Origin of the sequence: Cellulomonas alba (assembly GCF_030362835.1) — a bacterium.
Classification (GTDB): domain Bacteria; phylum Actinomycetota; class Actinomycetes; order Actinomycetales; family Cellulomonadaceae; genus Cellulomonas; species Cellulomonas alba.
Window position 1 is genome coordinate 115912 of the sequence record NZ_JAUCGQ010000002.1, and the last position, 12778, is coordinate 128689.

Annotated in this window: 11 protein-coding genes; 8 read left to right on the forward strand and 3 right to left on the reverse strand. The window is 73.6% G+C overall.

Annotated features, from left to right (window positions below):
- Positions 1-143: 143 nt before the first annotated feature.
- Positions 144-2423 carry a fibronectin type III domain-containing protein gene (locus QRT04_RS13270; RefSeq protein ID WP_289455949.1) on the forward strand — a complete coding sequence of 760 codons (2280 nt, stop codon included), beginning with the start codon at positions 144-146 and terminating at the stop codon, positions 2421-2423.
- A gap of 45 nt (positions 2424-2468) precedes the next feature.
- Here the strand turns inward: QRT04_RS13270 and QRT04_RS13275 are convergent, their stop codons facing one another.
- The 3 genes from QRT04_RS13275 to pgi form a co-directional block, all read right to left on the reverse strand.
- The gene (locus QRT04_RS13275; RefSeq protein ID WP_289455950.1) at positions 2469-2786 is read right to left on the reverse strand and encodes a DUF2249 domain-containing protein; all 318 of its coding nucleotides are present in this window, start codon (positions 2784-2786) and stop codon (positions 2469-2471) included.
- 88 nt (positions 2787-2874) lie between these two features.
- Complete coding sequence (locus QRT04_RS13280) at positions 2875-3684, reverse strand: helix-turn-helix transcriptional regulator (protein WP_289455952.1); 810 nt, start codon at positions 3682-3684, stop codon at positions 2875-2877.
- A gap of 95 nt (positions 3685-3779) precedes the next feature.
- Positions 3780-5450 (reverse strand): glucose-6-phosphate isomerase, encoded by a 1671-nt coding sequence (gene pgi / locus QRT04_RS13285; protein WP_289455953.1) that lies wholly within the window; start codon positions 5448-5450, stop codon positions 3780-3782.
- A 93-nt stretch (positions 5451-5543) separates the two neighbouring features.
- On the opposite strand from pgi, the gene QRT04_RS13290 reads away from it, so the two are divergent.
- From QRT04_RS13290 to QRT04_RS13320, 7 genes are all read left to right on the forward strand, one after another.
- Entirely contained in the window at positions 5544-5864 is a 321-nt protein-coding gene (locus tag QRT04_RS13290; protein ID WP_289455954.1) for a hypothetical protein, read from the forward strand.
- A gap of 8 nt (positions 5865-5872) precedes the next feature.
- A complete protein-coding gene (locus QRT04_RS13295) occupies positions 5873-6862 on the forward strand; it encodes a PfkB family carbohydrate kinase (RefSeq protein ID WP_289455955.1) in 990 nt (329 codons plus the stop codon).
- Positions 6863-7090: 228 nt separating this feature from the next.
- Complete coding sequence (locus tag QRT04_RS13300) at positions 7091-8269, forward strand: ROK family transcriptional regulator (RefSeq protein WP_289455956.1); 1179 nt, start codon at positions 7091-7093, stop codon at positions 8267-8269.
- 95 nt (positions 8270-8364) lie between these two features.
- Positions 8365-9702, forward strand: a complete 1338-nt coding sequence (locus QRT04_RS13305; protein ID WP_326522476.1) for an extracellular solute-binding protein — start codon at positions 8365-8367, stop codon at positions 9700-9702.
- A 174-nt stretch (positions 9703-9876) separates the two neighbouring features.
- Positions 9877-10818: a carbohydrate ABC transporter permease gene (locus QRT04_RS13310; protein ID WP_289455959.1), complete on the forward strand. Its 942-nt coding sequence runs from the start codon at positions 9877-9879 to the stop codon at positions 10816-10818.
- A complete protein-coding gene (locus tag QRT04_RS13315; RefSeq protein WP_407653622.1) occupies positions 10815-11741 on the forward strand; it encodes a carbohydrate ABC transporter permease in 927 nt (308 codons plus the stop codon). The genes QRT04_RS13310 and QRT04_RS13315 overlap by 4 nt, the downstream gene beginning before the upstream one ends.
- 1 nt (position 11742) lies before the next feature.
- Positions 11743-12756, forward strand: coding sequence for an ROK family protein (locus QRT04_RS13320; protein WP_289455961.1), 1014 nt, complete (start codon positions 11743-11745; stop codon positions 12754-12756).
- Positions 12757-12778 lie beyond the last annotated feature (22 nt).

A 12778-nucleotide genomic window follows, 5' to 3' on the forward strand; every position in this document is an offset into this window, starting at 1 on the left:
CCGGGCGACTTTCGTGCTCGTCGGTGCCGCTGCACGGTTCGATGGTGACCGGTCCGGCCGCGAGGCGACCGCAGGGGAGCGGCAGGACACCGGATGATGCCGGTGCGGCGCGCCCGACGCGCGACACGGTGAGAGGGGACTCGATGCCTGGACGCCCGGCCGGCCGCCGGCCCTCGTGGAGCGCCGCGCTCGGCGCGGCTGCTGCCACGGCGGCGCTCGCCGTCGCGTGGACCACGCCCGCGCCCTCCGCACCGAGCGCCCTCGACCGGACGGCCACCGTCGCGGCTGATGCTGCGGCCGGCGACGCGGGTGGTTCGTCCGGCGCGACCCACACCCCGGGTGCGACCGCCCGTGCCGTGCCTGCTCCCGCGACCGCCCGCACGGCCGCCGCACCCGCGCACGGCGTGGCGGCGCCCGCGCCCGCCCGGGCCGCCCGCGCGGCGACGACCGCCACCGTCGACCCGTCCGCGCCGGGCACCACGCCCGCCGTGGTCGGCCCGGACGGCTTCGAGTACGACACGTCGGTCCCGGTCGCGAACCCGCCGAAGGCGCGCAAGCACGTCCGCGTGCTGATCGTTCCCGTGTACTGGAGCTGGAACCCCCGGGACTCGGCCACCACCTCGACGTTGCGGTCGCTGGGCGTCACGCAGCTCGACCGCTACTACCGCGAGGTCTCGCGCGGCCGCGTCGGCATCTCCGGCTCCGTCGCCCCCTGGACCAAGATCTCGGCGACCGGCCTCGCGTGCGAGGGCCTCGAGTCGCGGCTCGTCTCGCGTGCGCTCGCGGCGGCGAAGAAGAAGGGCTACAAGCCGTCGGCGTACGACCGCGTCGAGATCTACCACCCGTCCTGCAGCAGCTACTGGGCCGGCATGGCGCAGCTCGGCACCTCCTCGAGCCCGGGCCGGTACCTCGTGATCGACGGCACGCCGTACCTGTCGGTGTTCGCGCACGAGATGGGCCACACCCTCGGCCTCGACCACGCGAACGCGTACCGGTGCAAGGCGTCCGGCGTGCGCGTGACGCTCGCCGCCTCGTGCTCGGCCGCCGAGTACGGCGACGGCTTCGACGACATGGGCGACATCCCGTCGTCGGGGTCGTTCGCGACGCCGCACCTGGCGCAGCTCCACTGGCTGACGTCGACGCAGACGAAGGTCGTCACGCGCAGCGTCTCGAACGTGCGGCTCACGCCGCTGGTCGGGCCGTCGGCGGGCGTCAAGACGATCCGCGTGAAGGCGAGCCGGACGCGCACGTACTGGGTCGAGCTGCGCCAGCACGCGGGCGTCGACTCGAAGCTGTCTCCCGGCGGCGTCGGCGTCGAGGTACGCATGACGGACTCGCGCGTCCGCGCGGGCACCCGCGGTGCGACGCTCCTGCTCGACCTCCAGCCGCAGAACGCGTGGTCGTCCGTGACGCTCCCGGCGGCCTCCGCGTGGACGTCACCCGAGGGAGTCCGGATCACGGTGTCGCGGCTGACGAGCGCGACGGCGACCGTGTCCGTCCGGTACCACGCACCGAAGCCCACGCGACCGTCGCGCCCGGCCGTCACCGCGACGCCCGGCGACACGACCGCGCGCGTCACGGTCGCCCGGCCGGCCGGCAACGGCTCGGTCGTGCAGAGCTACACGGTCCGCGCGGTCCCGGCAGGCGGCGGCACCACCGTGACGAAGAAGGTCGACGCGGCCGCCGCGGCGTCGCGGTCCGTGGCGCTGACCGGCCTGCGGAACGGCACGGCATACGCCGTCTCGGCGACCGCTCGCAACGAGAAGGGCTCGTCGTCGTGGTCGGCCGCCGTCACGGTGACGCCCCTCGCGCTCCCGCCCGTCGTGACGCTGACCTCTCCGGCGGCCGGCGCGACGGTCGCCGGCGCGACCCTCGCCGTCGCCGGCACGGTCGCCCCGCGCGCGGGGTCGACCGCCACCCTCACGTCGATCGACCTCGACGTCTCGCAGCCGTCGGGCGGCGAGGCGTACTGGTCGACGTCGGGGTGGTGGACCGCGACGCACGCGTTCGGCACGTCGCTCGACGTCAGCTCGCTGCTCGACGGCCCGGCCACGCTGACGGTCACCGCGACGGACTCGAACAACCGGACCACGCGTGTGACGCGCACGGTCACGGTGAGGGGCCACTCGCCGACCCTCGCGATCGACCCGTCGACCATCACGGGCACGGCGGCCGACGGCTTCGACATCGCCTACACCGCCACACCGGCGACCGGCCGCTCGCTGACCTCGATGGAGGCGACCCTGACGGGGTCGGACGGGTTCAGCGTGTGGTCCGACTGGTGGCTGCCCGGCGGCGGTACGGAGACGTTCCACGCCGACCTCGGCGGCTGGTTCGTGGAACCGGGCTCCTACACGCTCGAGCTCGTGCTCTCCGACGGGTGGGCCACCGTGACGGTCGACGTCCCCGTGACGCTGACCTGACCGCGGGCCGCACGGGTCACGCGCGCCCGCTGTCCGGCGTCGGCGTCAGGCTGCCGGCAGACGCGTGATGCGCACGTGCCACGCGTCAGGGCCGTCGACGAGCACGACGTACTCGATCGGCGCGCGCTCGGCGAGCTGCGCGAGCAGCGGCCTCGGCAGGTGCGGCGCGACGACCACGAGCGCGTCCCCCTCCGCGATCGCGTCGAAGGCCCCGAGCACGGTCGCGTGGCGGATCGCGTGCGGGATGGCGCGCACGTCGAGCACGGGGTCGCCGTGGTCCTGCGCGCCGCAGTCGCACGTGTGCGGTCCGCAGCGCTCCTCGGTCGCAGCGGCGGACGTCAGGATCTCGACGGGCTCGGGCATGGTGCCTCCTCGGGGTGCGTGCCGACGATCGTCGCCCGGGTCGCCGCCGCGCAGCCAGGGCAAGTGCCGTGAAAAAACGTTCGTGTCGTCATGGCCGGGGGCCGTCTCGCGCGCCGTCGAGGTGCTGCGCGCGGACCGGGGCCGTGGGGACCGGACCGGCCGCCGGGGTCCGCGTGCCGGGCCGCCGGTCGAGCTCGAGGATGCAGTGTCGCTCGGCGACCCAGGGCTGGATCGCCACCGCGCGGACCGGGCCGCCCGCCGCCTCCAGCACGCCCGCGGCGAGTCCCAGGTGGACGTTGCACACGACCTCGGGCCGGGACCGGGCGAGCGCCAGGAACGGGCACCGCCACATGTGGAAGCGCGGCGCGGACTCCTCGAGCTCGGGGTCGAAGCCCATGCTGTCGAGGTGGTGCTCGAGCGCCAGCAGCTGGCGTGCCTCCGGCGTCGTGGCGGACGTCAGGTCGGCGTCGTCGACGGTGCCCCGCGCATCGGCAGCAGCCCGTTCGAGCGCCGTGTCGCGACCCGCGCGGACGGCCGTCTCCGCAGGTGACGCGGCCGATCGGCCGTAGTCGCGGAGCAGCGCCTCGGTCAGCGCGGCGCTCGCGATCGCATCCTCGAGCCGGCGTCGCGCGACGGGGTCGGCGCGCACGTCGTCGGCCGTGCGCGCCCGGTAGATCATGCGCGGCCGGCCACGCACGGTGCGGTGCTCGGGCGTCCGCACGGCGTAGCCCTCGTCCACCAGCCGCTGCAGGTGCTCGCGCGTCGTGTTCTCGTGCAGACCCGTCGCCGCGGCCAGCTCGCCGACCGTCGCCGGCCCGCGCTGCTGGAGCAGGTCCAGCAGCTCGACGCGGCTGACCGACGCGAGCGTGCGCGCGGCCGGCGTCCGGCGGGTCGTCATGCGCCGAGTATCACGCGGCCGCGGGGGCGCGAACCGGGACCTCGTCCGGGACCTCCGCGCGGCACGCGGCGGGCGTGGAAAAACCCGACCGCCGGTCAGCCGCGCAGCCGCAGGTAGGTCTCGATCAGCGACCGTGTCGACGCGTCCTGCGCCTCGAGCGCCGCGTCGTCCCCGGTCAGTGCGGGTGCGATCTCGAGCGCGAGCTTCTTGCCGAGCTCGACGCCCCACTGGTCGAACGAGTCGATGCCCCACACGACGCCCTCGACGAACGTGATGTGCTCGTAGAGCGCGATGAGCTGGCCCAGCACCGACGGCGTCAGCGCGGGCGCGAGGATCGAGGTCGTCGGCCGGTTCCCCGAGAACACGCGCGCCGGGACGATGTCCTCCGCCGTGCCCTCCGCGCGCACCTCGTCGGCCGTCTTGCCGAACGCGAGCGCCTTCGTCTGCGCGAAGAAGTTCGCGAGGAACAGCGAGTGGACGTCGGTGTCGCCGTCCTTGAGCGGGTGCGCCGGGTTGGCGACGGCGATGAAGTCGGCCGGGATGAGCCGCGTGCCCTGGTGGATGAGCTGGTAGAACGCGTGCTGCCCGTTGGTGCCGGGCTCGCCCCAGAACACCTCGCCGGTCTGCGTCGTCACGGGGGAGCCGTCCCAGCGGACCGACTTGCCGTTCGACTCCATCGTCAGCTGCTGCAGGTACGCCGGGAACCGGTGCAGGTACTGGGCGTAGGGCAGCACCGCGTGCGTGTGCGCCCCGAGGAAGTTGACGTACCAGACGTTGAGCAGGCCCATCAGCACGGGCACGTTCTGCTCGAGCGGTGCCGTCGCGACGTGCTCGTCGACCGCGTGGAACCCGGCGAGGAAGTCGCGGAACCCGTCCGGACCGATCGCGATCGCCAGCGACGTGCCGATCGCCGAGTCGACCGAGTACCGGCCGCCGACCCAGTCCCAGAACCCGAACGCGTTCGCGGGGTCGATGCCGAACGCCGCGACCTTGTCCAGCGCGGTCGACACGGCGACGAAGTGCTTGGCGACGGCCTCGCGGCGCGCGTCCTCGTCGTCCGGCGTGCCGAGCATCTCCCAGAGCCAGTCGCGAGCGAGGCGCGCGTTGGTCAGCGTCTCGAGCGTGCCGAACGTCTTGCTCGCGACGATGAACAGCGTCGTCTCGGGGTCGAGGTCCTTCGTCTTCTCCGCGATGTCCGTCGGGTCGATGTTCGAGACGAACCGCAGCTCGAGGCCTTCCTGCACGGACGGCCTGAGCGCCTCGTACGCCATCACCGGCCCGAGGTCCGAGCCGCCGATGCCGATGTTGACGACCGTCTCGACGCGCCGCCCCGTGACGCCCGTCCACGCGCCGCTGCGCACCTGCTCGGCGAACGCGTACACCTTCTCGAGCACCTCGTGCACGTCGTGGTCGACGTCCTGCCCGTCGACGACGAGCGCGGGCTGCACGCCGCGCGGGCGGCGCAGCGCGGTGTGCAGGACCGCGCGGTCCTCGGTGACGTTGATGTGGTCGCCGCGCAGCATCGCCGCGAGCCGGTCCGCGACGCCGACCTCGCCCGCGAGCTGGCGCAGCAGCGCGAGCGTGTCGTCCGTCACGAGGTTCTTCGAGAGGTCCACGTGCAGATCGGCGACGCGGAGCGTGAGGCGCTCGGCACGGCCCGGGTCGTCCGCGAACCACGCGCGCAGGTCCGGCGTCAGGGTCGTCGCGTGGTCGGTCAGGGCCTGCCAGGCGCTCGTGGTCGTGGCGTCGATGGGCTGCGTGGACACGGTCGATCCCTCTCGTCGAAAGGTGCGGTGGTCCCACCGTATTGCCCTGCCGGGGCGCGCTGCACAGGACGTTCGAGCACGTAGGGTGACGCCATGTCGCGCGTGCCCACGGCCCTGGTCGCCGCCCTCAGCATGGGGGTCGCGTTCGCCGTCGCGCAGGGCACCGGCAACCGTGCGCTGGGCGGCGTGGTGCTGCTCGCCGGCGCCGCGTGGTGCGCCGTGCGGGCATGGCGTCCGGCCGGTGCGGCGCGCACCGTCGCGGTGCTCGCCGCCGGGCTCGTCTGCTTCGCGGGCGCCCACCCGCTCGGCCACGTGATCGGTGCGTGGCCCGCCGTCGCGGTCGCCGCGCTCGTGCTCGGCGCCGTCACGTACGCGCTGGTCGACCGGCCGGCGGCGCGCACGGTCACGGCCTGAGGCGTCGCATGACCCCGAGGCGCGCCCCGCAGCGTCCCGCCCGTCTCGTGTGCTGCGGCCTCGCGACCCTCGACGTCGTGCAGGTGGTGGACGCGCTGCCCCGTCCCGACGAGAAGGTCGTCGCGCGTGACGCCGCGGTCACCTTCGGCGGCCCCGCGGCCAACGCGGCCGCGTCCGCCGTCGCGCTCGGCGTCCCGACCCGGCTCGTCACCGCGATCGGCGCCTCACCGCGCGGCGCGCTCGTGCGCCGCGCGCTCGAGGTCGCAGGCGTCGAGGTGCTCGACCTGCTCGACGCCGACCGCGACGCGGACCCGCCGCTCTCGACCGTCCTCGTGACGCGGTCCACCGGCGAGCGGGCGGTCGTGTCGATGAACGGCACCGCCACCCCCGACGCGGCCGACCTCGCCCGCGCCCGGCTCGACGACGCGCTCGCGGGCGCCACGGCGCTGCTCGTCGACGGCCACCACCTCGGCGCGGCCGTCGTGCTCGCCGCCGAGTCGCGCGAGCGGGAGCTGCCCGTGCTGCTCGACGGCGGCTCGTGGAAGCCCGGGCTCGACGCGCTCCTGGCGCAGGTCGAGCAGGCGGTGCTCTCGGCCGACTTCCGTCTCCCGGCGGGGCTCCAGGGCTCCGCCTCGTCCGGTGAGGTCGGCGACGTGGATGCCCTGCTCGACGCGGTCGCCGCGTTCGGACCGGCCGCCGTCGCGCGCTCGGCCGGCGCGGGACCGGTGCGCGTCCGGAGCGTCGCCGAGCTGCGGCCCGGCGGAGACCCGTACGCGTTCGCCGTCGAGGTCGACCGGTACGCGGTGGTGCCTCCGCAGGTGCCCGCGAGCGAGGTCGTCGACACGCTGGGCGCGGGCGACGTGCTGCACGGCGCGCTCGCCGCGGCACTGGCGCGGGGGGAGACGTTCGACACCGCGCTGACCGAGGCGATCGGCGTCGCGAGCATGTCGGTGCGGTACGCCGGCGCGCTCGGCTGGGTCCCGCACGCCCCGCGCTGACGGGCTCGCCTGACTGCTGCGGGCGCCTGCCAGGAGCTGTGGCCGCGGCACGACGGGCAGCCCTGGGATGGCATGTGGCCAGGTCAGAGCCCCGTCGGCCGGCAGGCGCGTGTCCGACCTGTTTCCGTGCCCGCCGCGTACGTCGGTCGTGTGAACGGTTCATCACGATGTGATCACGGTCACCGACCGGGCTTGACTCGGATTAGTAAGGAAGGTCTACTAACAAACGTGACAGCGACGACGCAGCCGCTCGCCGCCCCGACGCAGGGGGTGGGACGAGCCCTCCGCCCCACCGCCAAGGTGCTCCCCGAGCACGCCCGTGCGCACAACCGGTCCCTCGTCCTCGCGCACCTGTTCCACGAGGGCCCGTCGTCCCGCGCCGACATCGCGCGGAGCACCGGCCTCACGCGCGTCACCGTCTCCGGCCTCGTCGCGGATCTGCTGGGCGAGGGCCTCGTCGAGGAGCTCGGCCAGCGCACGGAGAGCCGCGTCGGCAAGCCCGCGACCCTCGTCGGGATGCGGACGCAGGACTTCAGCATCGTGGCGGTCGACCTCACGGACGAGGAGCGCATGCACGGCGCGGTGCTGACGCTCACGGGCGCCGTCGTGCTCCGCCGCGACGAGCCGCTCGAGGGGCGCACGGGCCAGGCGGCGCAGGACCAGCTCGAGGCGCTGTGCCGGGAGCTGCTCGCCGGCGCGCCCGCCCCCGTCATCGGCGTCGGCGTCGCGTCGCCGGGTGTCATCGACCCCGACGGTCGCGTCGTGCAGGCGCCCAACCGGGGCTGGTACGACCTCCCCCTCGCGGAGGTCCTCACCGCGAGCCTCGGCGTCCCCGTCCACGTCGCCAACGACGCCAACACGCGCGCCCTCGCCGAGTTCACCTACGGCGGCGCCGCGGGCTCCGGCTCGATGGTCGTCACGGTGGGGGAGGGCGTCGGCGCCGGCATCGTCGTCGACGGCGCGCTCGTCCGCGGCCGGCACCACGCGGCCGGCGAGCTCGGGCACGTCACCGTCGTCGACGACACGACGCCGGGCGAGGACCCGCGCGCCTGCGCGTGCGGCCGCCGCGGCTGCCTCGAGACCGTGCTCAGCGTCCCGGCCCTGCGCCGGCGCACCGCCGGCCTCACCCCCGAAGACTCCGACGCCGCGCTGGCGTCGGTAGGACGGTTGCTGGGCGTCGCCCTCGCACCCGTCGTCAGCGCCCTCGACCTCGCCGAGGTCCTGCTCTGCGGCCCTTCGGAGCTGCTGGACGGGGCTTTGACCGAGGCGGCGCTGGATACCGTCCGCAGCCGGACCATGCCGGTGATCGGTCAGGAGCTGGCCCTGCGGATGGGCTCGCTCGACGAGGACGGGACGCTCGCCGGTGCGGCGGTCCTGGTCCTGTCAGGTCAGCTCGGGGTCACGTGACGACCCCGAGCCGACCCCTAGCAGGTCGGAAGCACCACCCTCGGCGGGCGCCGTCCGGCGACCGCCTCGCTCACGGGAGGAACCCCAACGTGAAGATGCTACGTTTCGCGGCCGTCGGCGTGGCGGCGGCGCTCGCGCTGACCGCCTGCAGCTCCGGCGGCGACAAGGGCACGCAGTCGACGTCGACGGGCGGCGCGACCAGCGCCGCGCCGGAGGCCGCCACCATCAAGCTGTGGCTGAACGGCACCGACACCCCGCAGGCGCTCCGCGACTACCTGGTCTCGGAGTTCGCCAAGGAGAACCCGGGCTCGACGCTCGTCATCGAGCAGCAGGACTGGAACGGCCTGGTGCCGCGTCTGCAGACCGCCCTCACCTCGGCGGACCAGACCCCGGACGTCGTGGAGATCGGCAACACGCAGTCGGCGACCTTCACCTACGCCGGCGCGTTCAAGGACATCTCGGACCTGTACCAGCCCCTGGGCGGCGACAAGCTGCTCCCCGGCTTCGTGGCGGCGGGCAAGGCCGACGGCAAGCTCTACGCGGTGCCCTACTACTCGGGTGCGCGCGCCGTGTTCTACAACAAGGACATGTTCAAGAACGCCGGTGTCGACGTCCCGACCACGCTGGACGAGTTCACGGCCGCGGCGAAGAAGCTCACGAGCAGCAAGGTCTCGGGCTTCTGGTTCCCCGGTCAGGACTGGTACAACGGCGCGGCCTGGATCTACACCAACGGCGGTGACCTGGCGACGCAGGACGGCGACACCTGGAAGGGCGCGCTCTCGTCCGACGCCTCCATCAAGGGTCTGACGACGGTCCAGGACCTGTTCAAGAACGCGAACCACGCGCCGGCGGACAGCGACTCGAACAACCCGTGGGTCGCGTTCAACGCCGGCCAGGCCGCGATGTTCTCGGCGCCGACCTGGGCGCGGTGGAGCATCAACCTGACCGAGTGCGACAAGAAGGTGGACCCGAAGGACACCTCCGACGCCGCCAAGGCCAAGCTCGCCGACCAGCAGAAGTGCAACGAGGCGCACACGGGCGTCTTCCCGCTGCCGGGTCTGACGGCCGGCACGTACGCGACGGCCTTCGCGGGCGGTTCGAACCTGGGCATCTCCGCGAAGTCGAAGCACCCCGAGCTCGCCAAGAACCTGCTGAAGATCATCTTCTCGGCGGACTTCCAGAACCAGCTCGGCAAGAACGGCCTCATCCCGGGCAACACGGACTACGCCGCCTCGATGGGTGACGACGTCTACGCCAAGGCCGCCGTCGCCGCCGCGCTCAACGCCAAGCTCACCCCGGCCGCCGAGAACTGGGCGACCGTCGAGGGCGACCGCGTCCTGGAGGACTTCTTCCAGAAGATCGCGACGGGCGCGGACATCAAGTCGTCCGCGCAGAACACGGACAAGCAGATCGAGGACATCCTCAACGGCTGATGCTCCTCGGGCCGGTGGCCGGCCGTCGCTCACGACGTACCGGCCGGCCACCGGCTCCACGTGCCACCGCACGTGCCCCCGCGCCGGGCCCTCCGCCCGGCGAGCTGAACCCGGTGCGGCCGGGCCGCCGCGACACGGCGGGTCCGGCCGCACCACCAGACAGGAGCCTCCGTCATGGCAGCCACCGCTCCCAGCCTCCCGGACCGGGCACCGACGCCCGACGGGCGCCGGCGCCGGCGCCCCCGCTTCGGCGTGTACGCCCTGCTCGTCCCCGCGAGCGCCGTCATCGCCGTCGCCCTCGGCTACCCGCTCGTCCGCCAGTTCGTCATCTCCTTCCAGGAGTACGGCCTGCGCCAGCAGTTCGGCGCGCCCGCCGAGTGGGTCGGCCTCAAGAACTACCGCGAGCTGCTCACCGACTCGTACGTGTGGACCGTCATCGGGCGATCGATCGCCTTCTGCCTCGTCAACGCGGCCCTCACGATGCTCATCGGCGTGGCCTTCGCCGTGCTGATGACCCGCGTGACCCGTGGTGCGCGCATCACGATGCAGGTCGCGATGCTGCTCGCCTGGGGCACGCCGGTGCTGGCCACGATGACCGTCTGGCAGTGGCTGTTCGACACCAAGTACGGCGTCATCAACTGGGTGCTGAGCAACGTCTTCGGCCTTCACGGCATGGAGGGGCACTCCTGGATCATCGATCCGACGTCGTTCTTCTTCGTCGCGACCGTGATCGTCGTCTGGATGTCGGTGCCCTTCGTCGCGTTCTCCGTCTACGCGGGCCTCACGCAGGTGCCCGGCGAGACGCTCGAGGCCGCCGAGATCGACGGCGCGTCGGCGCGTCAGCGGTTCTGGAACATCACGATGCCGATGATCCGGCCGGTCCTGTCGATCGTCGCCCTGCTGCAGGTGATCTGGGACCTCAAGGTGTTCACGCAGATCTACACGCTGCAGCGCGCGGGCGCCCCGACGCACGACACCAACCTGCTCGGCACGCTCATCTACTCGTTCGCCCGCGACTTCGCCAAGGCCGGCGCGCTCGCGACGATCATGCTCGTCATCACGCTCGCTCTCACCGGGTTCTACATCCGGCACATGCTGAAGGAGGACGAGCTGTGAGCACGCTGTCCGCCACCACCGCCCCGGGCCGCACGCGCCGCGCGGACGGCGCCGTCAAGTCCCGGGCGCCGCGCGAGGCCTCGACCGGACGCACCCAGCCGCGGACCTCGCGCACGATCTGGAGCGTCGTCGCGGTCCTCGTCTCGCTCGCGTGGGTCTTCCCGATCTACTGGATGATCAACAGCGCGTTCCTGCCGCTCGACAAGATCGAGAACCCGACGCCGACGTTCCTGCCGTTCGGCGGCACGTTCTCCAACGTGCGGCGCGTGCTCGACGACGACTCGTTCTGGGCCGCCATGCGCATCTCGGTGACCGTGGTCGTCATGGTGCTCGTCGCGGCGCTGCTGTTCGCGTTCGTCGCCGCGCTCGCCATCAGCCGGTTCCGGTTCCGCGGCCGCAAGGCGTTCATCCTGACGATCCTCATCGTGCAGATGATCCCGGCCGAGGGTCTGTTCATCTCGCAGTACAAGGTGCTCGACGGCTGGGGCCTCGTGAACCGCTCGGCCGGCCTCGCGCTCGTCTACACGGCCGCGATCCTCCCGTTCACGATCTGGATGCTGCGCGGCTTCGTCGCGGGCGTGCCGATCGAGCTCGAGGAGGCCGGCATGGTCGACGGGCTGTCCCGCGTCGGCGCGTTCTTCCGGATCACGTTCCCCCTGCTCGCCCCCGGGCTGGTCGCGGCCGGCGTGTTCGGGTTCCTCCAGGCGTGGAACGAGTACACCCTCGCCCTCGTGGTCATGACGGACCCGTCCCAGCGGACGCTCCCGCTGTGGCTGCAGGGCCTGGTCGAGACGAACAAGGCGACCGACTGGGGCGTGGTGATGGCGGGTGCCGCGGTCATCGCCGTCCCGGTGATCGTGTTCTTCCTGTTCGTGCAGGGTCGGATGACGTCGGGCCTGGTGTCCGGGGCGGTGAAGGGCTGACGTGAACGCCTACGACGAGGCATCCCTGGACGGGATGCCGGGCCGACCGCGCGCGGCGACGCCGCTCGCCGGACGGTCGGGGGGCTGGGCCGTAGGCCTCGACATCGGCGGCACGAAGGTGCTCGGCGTCGCGGTGGACCCCGACGGCGTGCCGCGCCACGAGGTCCGCACCGCGACGGTGCGGGGGCTCGACGGCGTGGTGACCGGCGCGGCCGACGCGGTCGAGCGGCTCGCCGCGCTCGCGGGGATCGGGGTAGGCGAGCTCGTCGGCGTCGGGATCGGCGTGCCCGGCGTGGTCGTCCCCGGCGACGGCAGCGTCGAGCACGCGGTCAACCTCGGCATCGCCGGGCGCGTGCCGCTGGCGGCGCACCTGCATGACCGCCTCGGCGGCGTCGTGCCGGTGCGCGTCGAGAACGACCTCAACGCCGCCGTCGTCGGCGCTGCGGCCGCGACCGACGGCGCGCACGGGCTCGCGCCCGACGTCGCGTTCCTCGCGCTCGGCACCGGCGTCGCGGCGGGTCTGCTGCTCGACGGCCGCCTGCGCCGCGGCGTGCGCGGGTCGGCGGGGGAGATCGGCCACCTGACGCTCGTGCCCGACGGGCTCCCGTGCAAGTGCGGCCGCGCGGGGTGCCTCGAGCAGTACGCGTCGGGCTCGGCGCTGGACGCCGCCTGGCCCTCGACGGACGGCCGGCCCTCGCCGGCGCTGGTCTTCGAGGCCGCCGAGGCGGGGGACGCGGTCGCGGTCGCGCTGCGCGACCGGTTCGCGTGGGCGGTCGGATCCGCGGTCCGCATCCTCGTCCTGACCTGCGACGTCGGCCGCGTGGTGATCGGTGGTGGCGTCGCCGCGATCGGGGAGCCGCTGCTCGACGTCGTCCGCGCCGCGCTGCTGGCCGAGTCGCGGCAGTCGCCCTTCCTCGCTTCGCTGGACCTCGCGGAGCGCGTCACGCTCGCGCCCGCCGGGGTCCCGGTCGGGGCGCTGGGCGCGGCGCTCGTCGGACGCGGCACGTACGCGTGAGCCGCCGGGTGGTCCGCGGCGC

Bases quoted from the DNA above. Each gene is read 5' to 3' on its own strand.
- QRT04_RS13275 (WP_289455950.1), bottom strand. From the start codon at position 2,786: ATGCCCGAGCCCGTCGAGATCCTGACGTCCGCCGCTGCGACCGAGGAG.
- QRT04_RS13270 (WP_289455949.1), top strand. From the start codon at position 144: ATGCCTGGACGCCCGGCCGGCCGCCGGCCCTCGTGGAGCGCCGCGCTC.
- QRT04_RS13290 (WP_289455954.1), top strand. From the start codon at position 5,544: ATGTCGCGCGTGCCCACGGCCCTGGTCGCCGCCCTCAGCATGGGGGTC.
- QRT04_RS13305 (WP_326522476.1), top strand. From the start codon at position 8,365: ATGCTACGTTTCGCGGCCGTCGGCGTGGCGGCGGCGCTCGCGCTGACC.
- QRT04_RS13295 (WP_289455955.1), top strand. From the start codon at position 5,873: ATGACCCCGAGGCGCGCCCCGCAGCGTCCCGCCCGTCTCGTGTGCTGC.
- QRT04_RS13310 (WP_289455959.1), top strand. From the start codon at position 9,877: ATGGCAGCCACCGCTCCCAGCCTCCCGGACCGGGCACCGACGCCCGAC.
- QRT04_RS13280 (WP_289455952.1), bottom strand. From the start codon at position 3,684: ATGACGACCCGCCGGACGCCGGCCGCGCGCACGCTCGCGTCGGTCAGC.